Origin of the sequence: Actinoplanes sp. NBC_00393 (genome assembly GCF_036053395.1) — a bacterium.
Taxonomy (GTDB): domain Bacteria; phylum Actinomycetota; class Actinomycetes; order Mycobacteriales; family Micromonosporaceae; genus Actinoplanes.
The window spans coordinates 7,974,562-7,991,952 of record NZ_CP107942.1 but is presented as its reverse complement, the minus strand read 5'-3'; the positions used below and the strand labels follow the sequence as shown (position 1 = coordinate 7,991,952).

Here is a 17,391-nt window from a genome sequence, read left to right as displayed (position 1 = left end):
GTCCAGCTTTGCCCTGCCCGGTTTGTCGGTTCTTGCGGGACGGGAGGGGTGGATCCGGAGCAACGGAACGGAAAGGACGCCAAACGACCGCACCTGCGAGGCGTGGGCCCCGCAGGTGCGGTCGTCAGCGGTACGGCGGGAGCGTGCGGTCAGTGCTCTTCGCCCTCGGCCTCGGCGGCCTCGGCACGCTTGAAGGAAGCGCGGATCTCGTTCTCCGCCTCGATCCGGCCGACCCAGGTCGCGCCCTCGACGGACTTGCCCGGCTCCAGGTCCTTGTAGACCGTGAAGAAGTGCTGGATCTCCATCCGGTCGAACTCGCCCAGGTGGTGGATGTCGCGCAGGTGCTCCTGCCGCGGGTCCTCGTAGGGCACGCAGAGGACCTTGTCGTCGCGGCCCTTCTCGTCGGTCATCCGGTACATGCCGATCGCGCGGGCCCGGACCAGGCAACCAGGGAAGGTCGGCTCCTGGATCAGCACCAGGGCGTCCAGCGGGTCACCGTCCTGGCCCAGGGTGCCCTCGATGTATCCGTAGTCCGCCGGATACTGAGTCGCGGTGAAGAGGGTCCGGTCCAACCGGATGCGACCGGTCTTGTGGTCGACCTCGTACTTGTTGCGCTGCCCCTTGGGGATCTCAACCAGAACGTCGAAATCCATTATTCGCTCCCCTTTTGCTTGCCCGCTTGAATAGACCGGTCCGCCGGGCAGGGAAGCGGGGCATGGAGAGGCCCGCAGGATCCGCGCGCAACGGTGTGCCGGATGTCGCTAGTCTCCCCTAAGTCTGACGCCACGGGCGAGGAGGGGCGTGTGACGAGGCAAGATTCACATAACGGTCCGGACAATACCGGCGTGTCGGGTTCGCAAAACGGGCCGGACGGCGCTAGTCGGTCGTCGGATCGCAGCGGGGGACCTTCGTCGCAACCGCACACTCCGGGCCGTGCCGCGATCCCGGCGCCGGGAGAGCAGCCGCCGGGTTCCCCGCCGCCTACGCCTGCCCCGGAGCGGCAGCCTTTTCCCTGGCAGCAGGAGGAACGCGCGCCCTTTTCCGGTGCGCAGGCGGCCGGGTCTGCTTCGGTTGCGGTCGGCGCTCCGGCGGCGAGCGGATACCCGCCGAGCGGTCCCCAGCCGGTCGGGCCGTGGAACGCCCCGGCGGCGCCGCCGGGGCCCGCCGACCCGGACCAGACGCAGGCTTTCAGCGCGCCGGGAAGTCCTGCTGGTCAGCCCCAGATGATCAACCAGCCAGGGGGTGGGCAGGGCCGGGTTGCGAGCGGGGGCAACCCGGCGGAGCGCACCCACACGCCGGCGGAGCAGACGCAGGCCCACACGCCGGCGGAGCAGACGCAGGCCCACACGCCGGCGGAGCAGACGCAGGCGCTCAACACGGCGGCCGCAGCGACCGGCGGCTCGGCGGATCAGACTCAGGTGCTGGGCGTGCCGGGTCGGAGCGCCACGAGCGGTCCGCACTGGGCGCAAGCTTCTGCCGGGCCGGTCGCTGGACAGGGCGCCGCGCGGGAGCGGAATCAGGCGCAGGGTTCGAGCGGGCCCGGGGAGCAGACCGAAGTGCTCGGCCCGGTGGGCAATCGGGCAGCGGCGAGCGCGGCGCCGAAGGCTGCCGGGGAGCCGCCGCGGGCGTCCGGTGGGCCGGGTGAGCAGACACAGGTGCTCGGTCCGGTGGCCGGTGCGCCGCAGGCACCGAGCGCTGCCGGGCGGGCGGGTTCGGTAGCCCCGAGCATCCGTCCGGTAAGTGATCAAGGCCTGGTGGGCGGCCCGGATGCCGCAGGAGGCGCCGGGCGGGCGTCGGTGCCGCCCAGCGCCCCGCAACCGGGCACCGGAGCCGGCACGCTGCACCAGTCCGCCGGGGCGGCGGGCGCGGGCGCGGTTCATCAGTCCGCCGGGGCGGCCGGCGCGGGCACGGTTAATCAGTCCGCCGGGGCCGGCGCGCGGCATCAGTCGGCTGGGGCAGGCGGGCAGCATCAGTCGGCCGGGGCGGGCACGCTTCACCAGTCGGCTGGGGCGGCCGGCGCGGGCATGCTGCAGCAGGCAGGTGGGGGCGGCTCAGCCGGCACCGTGATTCAGCCCGGCGGCGGCGCTGGGGCCGGGACCAGCGGCGGAGATCGCCGGGAAGAGGCGGGACCCCGCAGATCTCGTACCAAATTGGTTTCTGCTCTTGCGGTGCTGATGCTGCTTGCGTTGGTGGCGGCTGTCGGTCTCGTGGTGCGGCCGGGGCCGGTTGATGAGTGGCTCGGGGCTACCCCGACCACCGCGCCCACCTCGGTGCCGATCACGCCGGAGCCGAGTCCGACGCCGGTGCTGGTCGCGGCGGAGGCAGCCGGGGTCACGCCGGACACGGCGGCGGTGAAAGCGGCGCTGGATCCGCTGGTGGGTGCGGCCGCGCTGGGGTCGACCGTGCATGTGTCGGTGCTGGATGTGGCTTCGGAGACGGTGCTCTACCAGCGCAACGCCGACCGGATGGTCACGCCGGCGTCGACCACGAAGGTGCTGACCGCGGCGACCGCGCTGGCGGCTCGGGGGCCGGCCTACCGGTTCCAGACGCGGGTGGTGGCGGGGGCGAACCCCGGCGAGGTGGTGATCATCGGCGGCGGGGACGTGACGCTGGGGGTCAACGCGAAGCGGCTCTTTCCCGGCGCGGCGCGGCTGGACAAGCTGGCTGAGCAGGTGAAGAAGGCGCTCGGTGGGACCAAGCCGACGAAGGTGCTGGTGGATACGTCGCTGTTCAGCGGGCCGGAGACCGCGCCCGGCTGGGGGAGCGGTGACATCGGGGCCGGGCAGGTGGCGCGGATCCAGGCGCTGATGACCAACGGTGGCCGGGTTCAGCCGGTGCACAACGATTTCGGGGGCGATCCGCGGTTCGCGGATCCGGCGCTGGCGGCCGGGAAGGCGTTCGCGAAGTTCCTCGGGGTGACCGCGGTGGGCCGGGGCAAGGCGCCGGCAGCCGCGGCCGGAGTCACGCCATCGGCTGGAGCAAGCCTGGAAGCCGGAGCAGGCCTGGCGGCCGGGACCGAGCTCGGGATGGTGGAATCGCCGCCGCTGGTGCAGGTGGTCGAGTGGATGCTGCAGATGAGCGACAACGTGCTGGCCGAGGCGATCGGGCGGCAGGTGGCGCTGGCCGCCGGCCAGCCGGCCAGCTTCGCCGGGGCGGCCGGGGCGATGTCCGCGAAGCTCACCGAGCTGGGCCTGCCGGCTGACGAAGCCGATCTGTACGACGCCAGCGGGCTCTCCACCCGCAACAACATCAGCCCCGACCTGCTGGTGCAGACGCTGTCCCTGGCCGCCGGCGGTGAGCAGGCCGCCCTGAGCAACATGTTCAACGGCCTGCCGGTGGCCGGCTGGTCGGGCACGATGCGGACCAGATTCGTCACGCCGAGCCCGAACCAGAGCGCGCAGGGCATCGTCCGGGCCAAGACCGGGACGCTGAGCGGGGTCAACACCCTGGCCGGGGTCCTGATCACCAAGGACGGCCGGGTGCTGGCCTTCGCGATCATGGCGAAGGGCGGGGCGAACGCGGTGACCGCCCGGTCGGCGCTGGACAAGGTGGCGGCCCGGCTCGTGCAGTGCGGCTGTTGATCTGGGGGTTTCACCTGAGTGCGGAGTGGAGCCGCGCGGGTACGGTGGGCTGCATGGCGCAGTTCGTTGACTGGGATTTGGCCGCCGCCACCGCGGGCGCCCTCTCCAAATCCGGCCCCGCGGTCTCCTTCGAGGAGGCCACTCAGGTGGTGTCCGAGCTGCGGAGCCTCACTGACGAGGCGGCCGGGCACGTGGCGGCGTACACGGGGCTGACCTCGCAGGTGGAGGTGCCGCCGGTACGGGTGGTCGACCGCCGCGACTGGGCGAAGGTGAACATCGCCGGTCTGCAGCAGGTGATCGGCCCGCTGGTCACCCGGCTCTCCGGGGACAAGCCGCCGGGCCCGCTGGCCGAGGCGATCGGGTCCCGGGTGACCGGCGTGCAGGCCGGCAGCATCCTGGCCTATCTCTCCGGTCGCGTCCTCGGGCAGTATGAGGTGTTCTCCGGCGACCCCGGCCAGCTGCTGCTGAACGCGCCGAACATCGTCGAGGTCGAGCGCAAGATCAACGCAGACTCCCGGGACTTCCGGCTCTGGGTGTGCCTGCACGAGGTGACCCACCGGACCCAGTTCACCGCGGTGCCGTGGATGCGTGGCTACTTCCTGGGCGAGGTGCAGGCGTTCGTCGACGCCTCGCAGGGCGGCGAGCACGTTTTGGAGCGGCTGCGCCGCGGTGTGGCCACCCTCTCCGACGCGGTCCGCGACCCGGAGAGCCGCCTGTCCGTGCTGGACATCGTGCAGACCCCCGGTCAGAAAGCGGTGCTCGACCGGCTGACCGCCCTGATGACGCTGCTCGAGGGGCACGCCGAGTTCGTGATGGACGGCGTCGGTCCCGAGGTGATCCCCTCGGTGGAGTCGATCCGGGCCAAGTTCAACCGCCGCCGCGAGAGCGGCAACCCGCTGGAGAAGGCGATTCGCCGCCTGCTCGGCGTCGAGGTCAAGATGCGGCAGTACGCGGAGGGCCGCAAATTCGTGCACGGCGTCGTGGAGCGGGTCGGGATGACCGGCTTCAACAAGATCTTCACGTCGCCGCTGACGCTGCCCCGGTTGGAGGAGCTGGGCGACCCGGACGCGTGGGTCGCCCGGGTTCACGGCTGATGGCCCGGATCCCGCCCCCGGTGGCGGCGATCCGCACGGCGGTGCGCCGCGCGCTGCCCGGCGACGGTCTGGTGCTGGTCGCCTGCTCCGGCGGGGCGGATTCGCTGGCGCTGGCAGCGGCGGCGCGGTTCATCGGCTCGCAGGTCGGCCTGATCACGGTCGACCACGGGCTGCAGGAGGGTTCGGACCGGCGCGCCCGGTCGGTCGCCGCCTGGGCGCGTGACGCCGGCTTCGACCCGGTGCGGATCGAGACGGTCTCGGTGGCCGGCCTGCCCGGCGGCCCGGAGGCGGCGGCCCGCACGGCCCGTTACGCGGCGCTGGACAACGCGGCCGCTGAGCTCGGCGCCACCGCGGTGCTGCTCGGACATACCCGGGACGACCAGGCCGAGACGGTGCTGCTGGCGCTGGCCCGGGGCGCCGGTCCGCGCGGGCTGGCCGGGATGCCGGCTCAGCGCGGGGTGTTCCGCCGCCCGCTGCTCGAGGTCGCCCGCTCCGACACGCGCAAGGCGTGCGCGGCGCTCGGGCTGGCGCCCTGGGAGGACCCGCACAACACCGACCCGGCGTACGCGAGGTCCCGCGTCCGGGCCTCCGCGCTGCCGGCCCTGGTCGGCGCGCTCGGCCCGGCGGTGGTCGGCAACCTGGCCCGGACCGCGTCGCTGGCGGCCGCCGACACCGCCGCACTGGACTCGCTGTCGGCCACGGCTTTGGAGCAGGCCCGGTCCGGGACCGGGCTGGCGGTGTCCGTTCTCGCCGGTCAACTACCGGCGATCCGCAGCCGGGTGCTGCACCGCTGGGCCCGCGAGCTGGGTGCGCCGGGCGGCGCGCTGGCACACCGGCACGTGGTCGCGCTGGAGGCTCTGGTGACCGGCTGGCACGGGCAGGGCGCGGTGCATCTGCCCGGTGGGATCGAGGTGGCACGCCGCTCGGGCGACCTCGTTCGGGTGGTTCCGACCCATATCAAGTGAGGCATCCGGATCGGAAACCGGCCCCGTTCGACCAACGGTAACCTCGATGGGGCAGGCTTAGGTCCATGGCTGATGGCTCTTGGTACGACGCCGACATCGACCACGTGATCATCTCGGAGCAACAGATCCGGGACAAGATCGACGAGCTCGCGAAGCAGGTCTCCGCCGACCACACCGAGGCAGTCGACGGGATTCTGCTGGTCTGTGTGCTGAAGGGCGCGGTCATGTTCATGGCCGATTTCGCCCGTGCGCTCGGGCGGCACGGTCCGTCCACCGAGATGGAGTTCATGGCCGTGTCCTCGTACGGGCAGGGCACGACCTCCTCGGGCGTGGTCCGCATCCTGAAGGACCTGGACCGCGACATCAGCGGCCGGCACGTGCTGGTCGTCGAGGACATCGTGGACTCCGGTCTCACCCTCTCCTGGCTGATGAAGTACCTGGAGTCGCGTTCCCCGGCGAGCGTCGAGGTGGTGGCGCTGTTCCGCAAGCCGGACGCGGTGAAGGTGCAGGTCCCGGTGCGGTACGTGGGCTTCGACATCCCGAACGAGTTCGTGGTCGGCTACGGCCTGGACTTCTCGGAGCGTTACCGGGAGTTGCCGTACGTGGGGGTTCTGAAGCCCGAGGTCTACGCCCGTAGCTGAACCGCTTTCTCAGCGTGTTCTCAGTATTGGTCGTTATGGGCGGTTTTGCACCTGAACCGCCCCGACTTGACGCCGGGTACGGGGTGTTCGCCCTGCCGCCTCACGGGTTCGCAATCGGTACCTACGGTGTACGGTCGAGTGACCAATGGCGTAGCGCCGGAGGGGCCGCCGACGGTGTCCGACCACCCGGGGCGGCGACGTTGAGGTGACCAGGACGCCGATCAGGAGGGTCCGGGCGCTTGGCGCCCGACAACAGTATGGAACGTACGCGTTTCTTCCGCCGCCCGGTGGTCTGGATCATTCTGGTGATCATCGGCGTAGTGGCGCTGAGCTCATTCTTCACCAGTGGTCCCAGTTACCAGCGGGTAGATACTTCGGTCGCCCTTGAGCGTCTGAACCAGCCCGGCATCGAGAAGGTCGTCCAGAAGGACAAGGAGCAGACGCTCCAGATCGATCTCGCGCAGCAGGAGCGGTTCAACGGCAAGTCGACCGACAAGATCGAGACCCAGTATCCGTACGAGGTCGGCGACGAGATCTGGAACCAGATCAACGAAGCCAAGTCGGCCGGCCGTATCACCGGGACGGTCAACGCCACGGTCTCCGGCGACAACATCCTGCTCAGTCTGCTGATCAACCTGCTGCCGATCGCGATCCTCGTGATCCTGCTGCTGCTGTTCATGTCGCAGATGCAGGGTGGCGGCTCGCGGGTGCTCAACTTCGGCAAGTCCAAAGCGAAGATGATCACCAAGGACACGCCGAAGACGACGTTCGCCGACGTGGCGGGCGCCGACGAGGCGGTCCAGGAGCTGCACGAGATCAAGGACTTCCTGCAGAACCCGGCGAAGTACCAGGCACTCGGCGCGAAGATCCCGAAGGGCGTGCTGCTCTTCGGCTCGCCGGGTACAGGTAAGACGCTCCTCGCCCGTGCTGTGGCCGGCGAGGCCGGGGTGCCGTTCTACTCGATCTCCGGTTCCGACTTCGTCGAGATGTTCGTCGGTGTCGGCGCCAGCCGGGTCCGTGACCTCTTCGAGCAGGCCAAGTCGAACGCTCCGGCGATCGTCTTCGTCGACGAGATCGACGCCGTCGGCCGCCACCGCGGCGCCGGCATGGGCGGCGGTCACGACGAGCGCGAGCAGACGCTCAACCAGCTGCTCGTCGAGATGGACGGCTTCGACACCAAGGGCGGCGTCATCCTGATCGCGGCCACCAACCGGCCCGACATCCTCGACCCGGCGCTACTGCGCCCGGGCCGTTTCGACCGGCAGATCCCGGTGGACAACCCGGACATGGAGGGTCGCAAGGCCATCCTGCGGGTGCACGCCAAGGGCAAGCCGTTCACGCCGGACGTCGACCTCGACTCGGTGGCCCGCCGCACGCCCGGTTTCTCCGGCGCCGACCTGGCCAACGTGATCAACGAGGCCGCGCTGCTGACCGCCCGTAACGAGAAGCGGGCGATCTCCAACGAGTTCCTCGAAGAGGCGATCGACCGGGTCATCGCGGGCCCCGAGCGCCGCACCCGGGCGATGAGCGACAAGGAAAAGAAGATCACCGCGTACCACGAGGGTGGGCACGCCCTGGTGGCGTACGCGTTGCCGCACTCCGCCCCGGTGCACAAGGTGACGATCCTGCCGCGTGGCCGCTCGCTGGGTCACACGCTGGTTCTGCCGACCGAGGACAAGTACACCCAGACCCGGGCCGAGATGATCGACACGCTGGCGTACGCGCTGGGTGGCCGGGCCGCGGAGGAGCTCGTCTTCCACGAGCCGACCACCGGCGCCGGCAACGACATCGAGAAGGCGACCGGCCTGGCCAAGGCCATGGTCACGCAGTACGGCATGAGCTCCAAGCTGGGCGCCGTGAAGTACGGCAGCACCGGCGACGAGCCGTTCATGGGCCGCAGCATGGGGCACGAGAAGTCGTACTCGGACGCGGTCGCCGCGGACATCGACGCCGAGGTGCGGGCGCTCATCGAGCTCGCCCACGACGAGGCCTGGGAGATCCTGGTCGAATACCGCGACGTGCTCGACAACATGGTGCTTGAGTTGATGGAGAAGGAAACCATCACTCAGGAAGACATGAACCGGATCTGCGCCCGGGTGGCGAAGCGTCCGCCGATGTCGCCGTTCAACGGCTTCGGCAAGCGGCTCCCGTCGGAGGCTCCGCCGGTGCTCACCCCCGCCGAGCGGGAGAAGCTGAAGGCGCAGGCCGAGGCGGACGGACAGATCGCGGTCGGACCGAACCCGAACGGTTCGGAAGGGCAGTAACAGATCAGCACGCAGGACGAACTCGATTACCTCGCCGCCCGTCTGGTCGACGGCAAGCTCACCGGTACGCCGGTGGAGCAGGCCGTCGACCTCGGGCGGATCGAGAAGGCGGTCCGGGAGATTCTCATCGCAGTCGGTGAGGACCCGGATCGTGACGGGCTTCAGCGCACCCCGGCCCGGGTGGCCCGCGCCTATGCCGAGCTCTTCGCCGGCCTGCGGGTGGACCCGGCGACCGTGCTCACCACCAGCTTCGAGGCGGACCACGAAGAACTCGTGCTGGTCCGCGACATCTCGGTGCAGAGCATGTGTGAGCACCACCTGCTGCCGTTCAAGGGTGTCGCGCACATCGGCTACATCCCCGGCACCGACGGGCGGATCACCGGGCTGTCCAAGCTGGCCCGGCTCGTGGAGGTCTATGCCCGCCGGCCGCAGGTGCAGGAACGCCTCACCTCGCAGATCGCTGACCTGCTGATGGCGCAGCTCGGGGCGCGCGGTGCGATCGTGGTGCTGGAGTGCGAGCACCTCTGCATGGAGATGCGTGGCATCCGCAAGGCCGGCGCGCGCACGGTCACTTCGGCGGTGCGCGGCGGTTTCCAGACCGACGGCAAGGTCCGCGCCGAAGTGATGGCCTTGATAAACGCCAGGTAGGACCGGACCCTCTAGATAAGGCTGCGGAACTGGTTGGCCGAGTCCATCGCGGCCCGGGTCAGCTGAGTCGCCTCGTCCAGCCGTCCGCGGGCCTGCTCCAGGCTCGCGATGGCGGCGGCCGTGGCCGGGTGGAACGAGCCCACCGCGGTCAGCCGCAGCAGCGCCAGAGACTGGTCCAGCTGATCGGCGACGGCCTGGATGCCGACCACCGCCCGCTCGGCGCCGGCCACCGACGCGGCCACGTTGACCTTGACTTCCTCGACGCTCGCCATCGCAGCCCTTTCAGCTGAAGAAGAACTTGAGGCCCTGACCCATACAGGTCAGCAGTACCGGGACCAGGCAGACGATCACGCCGGCGAGCGGGGTGCGGTCGGCTTTGCGGCCCTCGTCGCCGTACACGAAGCCGATCGTGGCCCAGCCCAGCCCGAACGCCAGCAGCGGCATGCTGAGCCCGCACAGCAGGGCGTAGTCCGGCGGTGAATCGGTGATCAGGAACAGCACGATTTGGATCAGCAGCACCACGGCCGCGAACGGTCCGTAGATCAGCACATTGCGCAGCCACGGCCGTTCCGGGCCCAGCGGCGCCGGGCCGACGAAGGCGTTGTCCGCGGCGTCCGCGGTGGTCCGGGCCGCACGCAGCGCAGCCAGCACCGCGGCCGGCCCACCGGCCACCCTTTCCATCGCCTCGGCCTGGTCGGTCGGCTGCGGCGTCAGATCGATTTCCGGTACGCCGAAGTCGCGCACCAACCTCGCTCGTTGCGGTGCGAGCCGCGCGCGTACCGCCGAAAGTTCCTGCCGTGCGGCCGCGACCGTCGCGGCATGCTCGCCCTGCGCCGAGCTCGCGGCCCGGCGCACCGCATCCAGATCCCGGGCCGCGGCCAGGTAATCCGCCCACGGGTCGTCCGGCGGCGGCCCCGCCTGGGCCGGGACCACGCCGTGCTGCTCCGCCTGATCCGTCACGGCACGTCACTTTCTGGATGGACGAACGGAACCACCGTCACCGTGCGGTCGGCCTGGCGATCGTGCAACAGCGCCCGGTTCTCCCGGGGATGCCAGTCGACCGCCCGGCCGAGCATCAGCGAGACGTCCTGCTGCGGCACGTTCAGGAAGAGCAGGCCGGCCACGTCCTCGCGGCCCATGCTGCCCCCGGTCTCCTCGCCGAACCGGCGCACCCCGCGCCACCAGGACAGCAGGTGGGCGCCGCGGCTCGGACCGTCCCGCAGCAGCTGCCGCAGGCCGGTCAGGCTGCCCGGCGGAGCGGCGTCCATCCCGAAGATCACCCGGTAGCCGGGGCGTTCCGCATCCAGCTCGGCGGCGAGGCCGGCGGCGTCGACCACCACCACCTCCTGCCGGTGGGCGAGCTCGGCGGCCAACTCGGCGGCCAACTCGGCGGCCACGGCGTCACCCTCAGCGACCAGCGACGCGATCACGAACCGAGCGGTACGCGGAGCGTGCGCGGCGGCGACACTGCGGGCCGCGGCGTCCAGGACCTCGGCGCCGGTCGGCAGGGAGCCCAGGATGGCCAGGTGCCGTCCCGGGGAGGAGTCCAGGGGGAAGGTGGCCGTCGACAGGCTGACGTCGATCACCCGGCCGACCAGGGCCGCGGGGCGACCCAGCCGGCCGGCCAGCGCGGCGCGGTAGGTGGGGTCGTCGGCGAGGTGCTGATGGGCGTACCCGGCGAAGACCCGGGGCGGCACCGCCTCCGGGTCGCGGGCGCCCCACAGCCGATGCCGCAGGTCGCTGAGGAGCGGCTGGTCAGCGTGCGGGTCGGGAAAGCGCACCACCCGTTCGTGACCGCGGGTGGCGCCGCGCGGGCCACCCAGCCCGCCGGCGGTGTTCACCACCGCGCTGCCCATCGGCAGGCCCGCGGCGGCGTCGTTGGTGGGCTCCAGCACGTCCCCACCGCCCGGCAGTGCGATCCGGACCGGGAACTGACCGAAGATCGAGTCCCGCTTGGCGTAGAGCGCTTCCACGCCGAGCACGGTCTGGCTGGCCAGGACCAGATGAATCCCGTACGACCGGCCCTTGCGCGCCAATGACTCGAGCAGTGCCACCGCGTCGGCAGCGGTCGGGTCGTTTCCGGCCAGCAGCACCTGGAACTCGTCGATCACGCAGAGGATCCGCGGCAGCGGTGTCCCCCGGCCCTCCTCGGCGACGACCGCCCGCAGATCCGCGAAGCGCGACACCCCGGCCCGCTTGTACGCCATCGAGCGGCGGCCCATCTCGGCGTCTAGCTCGCGCAGGACGGCCAGCCCGTACTCCCGGTCGGACTCGACGCCGACCGCGCGGGCGTGCGGCAGCCAGGTGCGGTCCCGCCGGGTCGGCACGAACTCCGCGAAGGACACGCCCTCCTTGAAGTCGAGCAGGTAGAGGGCGAGCTGGTCCGGCCCGTACCGGGTGCCCAGGCCGTAGAGCACGTTGATCAGGAAGGCGGTCTTACCGGCGCCGGAGCGGCCACCCACCATCCAGTGCGGGGTCAGGTCGTTGAACCGCAGCACCAGCGGCACATCTCCGTGATGGCCCACCACGGTCTCCACCCCGGCCGCCGCGTCACCGCCCCACATCTCGTCGGCGGCCTCGGGCAGCAGGTCGGCGAGTGTGACTCGGGAGGCCTCCGCGGTGTCCGCGGCGAGCTCGTGGCAGACCGCGTCGATCAGGTGTGGCGGCGGATCCTCGTCCAGGAAGACCGGGGCGTTCAGCCACAGCGCCTCGGGCGTCGAGCCGAACGTGCCGCCCGGCGGATCCCCGATGATCGCGAACGGGTTGCGCACCGAGATCGCGGTGGTCCGCGGCAGCGGCGCCTGCGTGGTCTCCGCGGTCAGCGGCGGAGGCGGCCAGCCGGCCACGATCAGATGCAGCCCGGAATCCGGTCCCTGCTGCGCCAGCGCCGCGATCCGGCGCAACTCCTCGCCCTCGGTCAGCTCCGGCAGGCTGGCGATCACGACCAGCATCATCCGGTCCCGCCGGTTGCGCCGGGTGGCGCCGCCGCGCACCGGGCGCAGCCACTTCTCCGCCTCGGAGAGCACGTCGCGAAGGCCCTGCCGATCGGTCGCCGGTGGCGCCATCAGCCCGGCGTCGGCCAGCTCCTCGAACGGGGCGAACACCGCGCCGCCGCCGATGCCGTCAACGGTGCGGACCAGCAGGGACCCGGCCGGGGAGGCAGCCAGCAGGCGCAGCAGCAGCGAGCGCAGCAAACCGAACACGCGCGGATCGGTGGCGGTCGCGTCAACGGTCAGGTGACCCGCGCCGAGCAATGGCACGACCGCTGGAAACCGGACGTCGTCCAACGGCTGAGCGACCCCCAGCCGGACGAATTGCGGCGTGCCCCCACCATCACCGAGCGGTGCGGTCGGCGACAGCGCGTCCAACGTGGCGCCCAGCCAGCCGGGCGCCAGCCGGTCGGCCGCTGTCCGCAACCGCTCGGCAAGCCGGTGCTGCTCCCGGGGGTCGACAACGGCCGGGGCGTACGCCTCCAGCGCGGCAGCGGCCGCGTCCACCGTCGCCGCCGCCTGCCGGTGCAAAGCAGCGGCCTGCCGGACCCGCAGAGTCGAATCCGCCACTGCCACCACCTCCTGTCCGCGGAATAAAACTTATCCCAGACCCGCGCATGCGCCGCGTTGCGTCCCCGATGCCACTTTCGCGCCGCACCGTGTTGCTTTGAACCCGGAGCGTGCATCAGTGGTATTCGCGGTCGAGGGGAGGCCGAAATGGGAGTACGGCTTCAGCTGGATCCGGATTCCATCGCCGCGGCCGGAGGGGTGCTCGCCGGCATCGCGCAGCGCATGGCCGACGACGTGGCCGTCCTGGAGTCCACCGTGCACGGGGCGGCGACTCCGTGGGGGGACGACGAGAGTGGCTCCGCGTTCGCGGTGGCCTATCAGTCGGTGCTGGGGCATGCGTTGGGTGCGCTCGGCTCGTACGTCCAGCAGATGGGTGATGCGGCGCTCAACCTGGCCGTTCAGGCTCGTGCTCTCGCCGACACCGACGCCGAATCGGCGTCGGCCCTCTCCGCTGCCGGCCTGGCTTCCGGTCTCTCCGCTTCCGGGCTGGCTTCCGGTCTCTCCGCTTCCGGGCTGGTTTCCGGGCCATGACCATCGAACTGCCCGCCGAACTGACCGAGCCGCTCGGCTGGGTCGGCCTCACCTGGCCGCAAGCCGACGAGGACCGCCTCTACGCCGACGGCCGGGCCTGGATCGAGCACGGCGGGCGGTTGCGGATCCACGCGGCGGAGGCCGACGCCGCGGCCCGCCGCGTCTGGATGGAGAACGAAGGCGCCTCCGTCGAAGCCTTCGAACAGTGGTGGAACGGCCCCGAGGGTCCCGGCCGCCACCTGGCCGATGCCGCCACCGCGGTAGAGCTGATCGGTGCCGGCCTGATCGCCATGGCCGGCGTGACCGTCGCCCTCAAGACGGCGTTCCTCGCCCAGCTCACCATCCTGGCGTTCCAGGTCGGGCAGGCGGTGGCCACCTCCTTCGTCACCGCCGGCGCCACCCTCGCCGAGATCCCGGTCTTCGTCGCCGCGAGCCGCCTCGCCTGCCGCGAGATCATCCACCGGTCGCTGCAGGTGATCGAAGGCGAGGTGGCGCAGACCTTCGCCCGCGCCGCCGACCTGCTGCGCACCGCCGGCAGCCACGCCGCGGCGCAGAGCGCCGGCCGGCTGGCCAGGCACTTCGGCCAGAACTCCGACTTCCACCGGCTGATGCGCGAGGTCGAAAGAGCCGATGTACGCAGCCCGCTCGACGGCGCCACGTTCTACTCCGGAGCTGCCTACGACGGTACGCGTATGCGGGCCTACGCCGAGGCCAACACCGACGGCGTCCTCTCGCTCACCCTGGAACAGACCCCCGGCGGCAATCGGTTCGACGCCCGAGCGCTGTACGAGGCCGGGTCGCCGGTCACCAAGGAACACGCCGACAAGATCTGGGGCCGATTGTCGGAACGGTACGCCGAGAACGCGGTCGGCGAGGTCACGGCCTGGACGCACGCCCCCAGCAACCGCAGCATCTGGCTCAACCGGGAACTCCCGGCCTTGCAGAACAACCCGAACGTGACCAGCATCAACGTCATCGATCCGGTATAGGAGCCTGACGTGCCCGTGCATGAGCTGCGAAGCCAGGAAGCCCAGCACGACTCCGGGGCCATCCTGCGCAGCCACGGCCGCACCGCCGTGCAGTTCGAACTGGACGGCCGGGTCCTCACCCTGGGCGTCGAGCGTGGCGTAGGCGGCGACGTGTTCTACCTGCCGGCCACCCTGCGCTGGGACGACGGCACTCCGCTATCGGCGGAGGCCGTGGCCCTGGTGCGTCCGGTCCTGGAAGAGGTGAACGCCTTCTGGGGTTCGTCATCAGAGTTCCGGGTCGCGGGAGAGGGGTGACCGCAGTGGACGATTACTGTCGTGGGTATGCAGCCGCGTGAGCCCGACACCTCGGCCGAGCCGTCGACGCCGGCCACCCCCATGGTGACGCCGAAGCCACCCCGCCGATCCGGCCGGTTGCAGTCCCGGCGCGCACGGCTGGCGCTGGCCTTGGGCGCAGGCATCATGGCCCTGCTATGCCTGGGCGGCGTGGGCCTCTTCATAGCCCTCTACGACGAAGCCACCGAAATCAATCGCACAGAGCCCGACGCGGTGGTGGACAGCTTTCTCGGCGCCTACCTTGTCGCCAGGGACGACAATGAAGCGAAGCTCTATCAATGCGAGGCCGGCGGCGATTTCGCCCAGCTTTCTCAGTACCGTGACGACACGGTCAGTCGAGAGCAGGAGTTCTCTGTGGGGATTTCGACATCTTGGTCCAGCCTTGAGGTGCAAACCGCCGGATCAACCGGGACTGTGAGCGTCGATCTCACCCGAACGGTCGCCAGCCAGGCAGGCCGTGACAGCAGCTCCTGGCAGTTTGCCGTTGTTGATCAGGATGGGTGGCGGGTGTGCGGCGCGACCCAGATCTGATTATTCGACCCAGAGGCGATTGACCGGCACTTCAGCGGTGCGAGGCGAACGGCCGGTCCACTGCCATCGATACCAATCCAGCTCTGTGCATACGCGGGCACAGACGTGGCCGTCTTCGCTCGTGTGAATCTCGGTGACCGCTCTCAGGTCGCGTTTTTCCGAGCCGCCGTCTTGAGGAATCTCCACCACTCGTCGGCCGGTCAGATGACTGGCATCGAGAGCCGGAAGAGGGGATCGCCGAGGCGGCTCATCCAGTGACACCAGCCGCGATGTCTCTGCATCGTGCAGGGTGAGCCCCGCCATTCCGAATTCCTCGACCCAGACACGTTCGACGGGGACGAGTGGAGCGAATACCTCGACCTGTTCTGCCTCGGCGCGGTACCACTCCGACTCGGGGATCACTGGCACGTAGGTGCGACTTCCTTGAACGACCTTCTCGTCCGCACGAAGATCGGCTCGCCACCCGTGTCCAGGTAGACCGATGATCACCCGGCGACCGCGAAGATTGCCGCCCATGGTCGCAGGCGTCGGCACAACCGGACGCGGTGCGTCTGACGTCCAGTTCGGGTGGGACGAGGAACTCGATGACGGGCCGCTCGTCATCCTTCACCACCCAAAGGCGCACCCTGATCGCGCATGAATTGCACCGGGTCCACCGCGCCAGCGCTCGAACGGTCATTGTTCATGTGGACCTCGAAATGCAGGTGCGGGCCGGACGAGTTACCGCTGGAGCCGACCCGTCCAATGATGTCACCGGCAGCCACCTGCTGGTTCTCTCGAACGAAGGGCCGTTGCACCAGGTGACAGTATCGTGTCATCACGTTGCCGGCATGCTGGATCTCGACCATCCAGCCACATCCGCCCTTGCCCGGATAGCCGTCCACATTGCAGCTCTTCCGGCCCTTGAAGTCCTCATCACACTTCACGAGCGATACGACGCCGCTGGCCACCGCACCGATCGGGGTGTACTTGCCGATACTCAGGTCGACGCCCTGATGATTAGGGCGCGCGGCGGTGCGGAAGCCGGAACCTACGCCTGCCCGTAGCGGAATGGTCCAACCGGAGGCGGCGATCTGCCCGGATGCCGCACAAACCATGGAAACCGAATCACCGACCGCAGCCGCCGCGCCGTCGGCCAACTGGTTGACGATCTGCGTCGCCAGCGGTTCGTGTTTGGCATACGCATCCGGATAGGCGCTGATCTGCACCGCCTGAGCGGCACGGGTCAGCGGCATCGTCTGCCAGCCCTCGACGGTCTTCAGCTTCTCGTAGAACTTGGTGCTGGCGTAGACCGGGTCCCGGACCTGTTCCGGCGTACCCCAACCGGAACTCGGCCGCTGCTGGAACAGCCCCTGCGAGTCGTGGTCGTTGCGAGCGCCCAGGTGACCGAGATTGACCAGACGAGACTCCTGCATTGCCGTCGCCACGGCGATCACCCAGGCGCGGGGCGGCATCTGCAGGTCCGCTCCGACGTTGATGATTACCGCGGCGTTGCGGATCTGTGCGTCACCGTAGGGGCGGAGTCGCGGTAGCTTCGAATCGGGATCGACTGGCCCGCCCTTGCCGCAGCCCAGCGAGGCATTCAAGTCGCTTTGGTTGTCGTCGCTGATTCCACCGAGCAACAGGACTGTCAGGCTGCCGCCACAGCAGAGCAGTGCAAGTGTCACAACCAGGGCGATCAGTAGGACGACCTTGCGCGGTCGTGGGAATCTCACGCTGCTTCCCAGTCGATGCCGTCGACGAGCCAGAGCCCGTCCGGCGCCACCAGCCGGAGGGTGAGTTTGCCGGAGTCCATGGTGACGATCGCGTTGACCATGGAGTCGTTGACCGCTACGAGGTTAGGTCGGCCGATCACCCGTTCCGCCGGCACTCCGGAGGGATCCACGCCGCGGAGTTGATCTGCGAGGCTCTTGGTGGCATTGGGCAGAAGGCGGTCACGCCACTTCTTCCCGGTTATGTCCGTGTGGTCGACCCACGCCGAGGCGAATGCGTAGGCCACTGCCTCAGGTTGTGCTTTACCAGGACGCGTTTTCGGAGTGGGCGGCGGCTCGGTGGAAACGACGCTGTCATCCTCGGACGGGTCCACACTGATCGCGGGTGCGGGACTTCCGCCGCCCAGGGCGGTAGTGGGCGGCCCGTCGGAGAAGAGCCGCCCGATGCCCACAACTGCCAGCACTATGCCGGCAAGCACGAGGGCAACCCCCCACCGGGAACGGAAAATCCCGGTGAGGCTGCGTTCGATGAAACCCGCCAA

Annotated in this window: 17 protein-coding genes; 10 read left to right on the top strand and 7 right to left on the bottom strand. The window is 70.0% G+C overall.

Features of this window, described 5'->3' with window-relative positions:
- Nucleotides 1-149: 149 nt before the first annotated feature.
- Entirely contained in the window at nt 150-653 is a 504-nt protein-coding gene (locus OHA21_RS36950; RefSeq protein ID WP_328463068.1) for an inorganic diphosphatase, read from the bottom strand.
- A gap of 570 nt (nt 654-1,223) precedes the next feature.
- Here OHA21_RS36950 and dacB point away from each other — a divergent pair.
- The 6 genes from dacB (at nt 1,224) to folE (ending at nt 9,193) form a co-directional block, all read left to right on the top strand.
- The gene (gene dacB, locus OHA21_RS36945; RefSeq protein ID WP_328463066.1) at nt 1,224-3,581 is read left to right on the top strand and encodes a D-alanyl-D-alanine carboxypeptidase/D-alanyl-D-alanine endopeptidase; all 2,358 of its coding nucleotides are present in this window, start codon (nt 1,224-1,226) and stop codon (nt 3,579-3,581) included.
- A 53-nt stretch (nt 3,582-3,634) separates the two neighbouring features.
- Nucleotides 3,635-4,675, top strand: a complete 1,041-nt coding sequence (locus tag OHA21_RS36940; RefSeq protein ID WP_328463064.1) for a zinc-dependent metalloprotease — start codon at nt 3,635-3,637, stop codon at nt 4,673-4,675.
- Entirely contained in the window at nt 4,675-5,640 is a 966-nt protein-coding gene (gene tilS / locus OHA21_RS36935; RefSeq protein ID WP_328463062.1) for a tRNA lysidine(34) synthetase TilS, read from the top strand. The genes OHA21_RS36940 and tilS overlap by 1 nt, the downstream gene beginning before the upstream one ends.
- Nucleotides 5,641-5,705: 65 nt before the next feature.
- Complete coding sequence (gene hpt / locus OHA21_RS36930; protein ID WP_328463060.1) at nt 5,706-6,281, top strand: hypoxanthine phosphoribosyltransferase; 576 nt, start codon at nt 5,706-5,708, stop codon at nt 6,279-6,281.
- 257 nt (nt 6,282-6,538) lie between these two features.
- Complete coding sequence (gene ftsH, locus OHA21_RS36925) at nt 6,539-8,545, top strand: ATP-dependent zinc metalloprotease FtsH (protein ID WP_328463058.1); 2,007 nt, start codon at nt 6,539-6,541, stop codon at nt 8,543-8,545.
- Between the two features lie 3 nt (nt 8,546-8,548).
- A complete protein-coding gene (gene folE / locus OHA21_RS36920) occupies nt 8,549-9,193 on the top strand; it encodes a GTP cyclohydrolase I FolE (protein ID WP_328478779.1) in 645 nt (214 codons plus the stop codon).
- Between the two features lie 11 nt (nt 9,194-9,204).
- Here folE and OHA21_RS36915 read toward each other — a convergent pair whose 3' ends face one another.
- Genes OHA21_RS36915 through OHA21_RS36905 form a run of 3 tightly spaced genes read right to left on the bottom strand, consistent with a single transcriptional unit; the run spans nt 9,205 to nt 12,762 of the window.
- Nucleotides 9,205-9,465: a hypothetical protein gene (locus OHA21_RS36915; protein WP_328463056.1), complete on the bottom strand. Its 261-nt coding sequence runs from the start codon at nt 9,463-9,465 to the stop codon at nt 9,205-9,207.
- A gap of 10 nt (nt 9,466-9,475) precedes the next feature.
- Complete coding sequence (locus OHA21_RS36910) at nt 9,476-10,153, bottom strand: hypothetical protein (RefSeq protein WP_328463054.1); 678 nt, start codon at nt 10,151-10,153, stop codon at nt 9,476-9,478.
- Nucleotides 10,150-12,762 (bottom strand): FtsK/SpoIIIE domain-containing protein, encoded by a 2,613-nt coding sequence (locus OHA21_RS36905; protein WP_328463052.1) that lies wholly within the window; start codon nt 12,760-12,762, stop codon nt 10,150-10,152. Before OHA21_RS36905 ends, OHA21_RS36910 begins: the two co-directional genes overlap by 4 nt.
- A 138-nt stretch (nt 12,763-12,900) precedes the next feature.
- Between OHA21_RS36905 and OHA21_RS36900 the strand changes: the two genes are divergently transcribed.
- From OHA21_RS36900 to OHA21_RS36885, 4 genes are read left to right on the top strand one after another with little or no spacing between them, the layout of a single operon-like run.
- Nucleotides 12,901-13,284, top strand: a complete 384-nt coding sequence (locus OHA21_RS36900) for a hypothetical protein (RefSeq protein ID WP_328463050.1) — start codon at nt 12,901-12,903, stop codon at nt 13,282-13,284.
- Nucleotides 13,281-14,273, top strand: coding sequence for a WXG100-like domain-containing protein (locus OHA21_RS36895; protein WP_328463048.1), 993 nt, complete (start codon nt 13,281-13,283; stop codon nt 14,271-14,273). Before OHA21_RS36900 ends, OHA21_RS36895 begins: the two co-directional genes overlap by 4 nt.
- 9 nt (nt 14,274-14,282) lie before the next feature.
- Nucleotides 14,283-14,567 carry a hypothetical protein gene (locus OHA21_RS36890; protein WP_328463046.1) on the top strand — a complete coding sequence of 95 codons (285 nt, stop codon included), beginning with the start codon at nt 14,283-14,285 and terminating at the stop codon, nt 14,565-14,567.
- A gap of 27 nt (nt 14,568-14,594) precedes the next feature.
- Nucleotides 14,595-15,137 carry a hypothetical protein gene (locus OHA21_RS36885; RefSeq protein WP_328463044.1) on the top strand — a complete coding sequence of 181 codons (543 nt, stop codon included), beginning with the start codon at nt 14,595-14,597 and terminating at the stop codon, nt 15,135-15,137.
- Here the strand turns inward: OHA21_RS36885 and OHA21_RS36880 are convergent, their stop codons facing one another.
- Genes OHA21_RS36880 through OHA21_RS36870 form a run of 3 tightly spaced genes read right to left on the bottom strand, consistent with a single transcriptional unit; the run spans nt 15,138 to nt 17,391 of the window.
- A complete protein-coding gene (locus tag OHA21_RS36880) occupies nt 15,138-15,740 on the bottom strand; it encodes a hypothetical protein (RefSeq protein WP_328463042.1) in 603 nt (200 codons plus the stop codon).
- Nucleotides 15,737-16,852, bottom strand: coding sequence for a M23 family metallopeptidase (locus tag OHA21_RS36875; RefSeq protein ID WP_328463040.1), 1,116 nt, complete (start codon nt 16,850-16,852; stop codon nt 15,737-15,739). The genes OHA21_RS36880 and OHA21_RS36875 overlap by 4 nt, the downstream gene beginning before the upstream one ends.
- The gene (locus OHA21_RS36870) at nt 16,849-17,391 is read right to left on the bottom strand and encodes a hypothetical protein (protein WP_328463038.1); all 543 of its coding nucleotides are present in this window, start codon (nt 17,389-17,391) and stop codon (nt 16,849-16,851) included. Before OHA21_RS36870 ends, OHA21_RS36875 begins: the two co-directional genes overlap by 4 nt.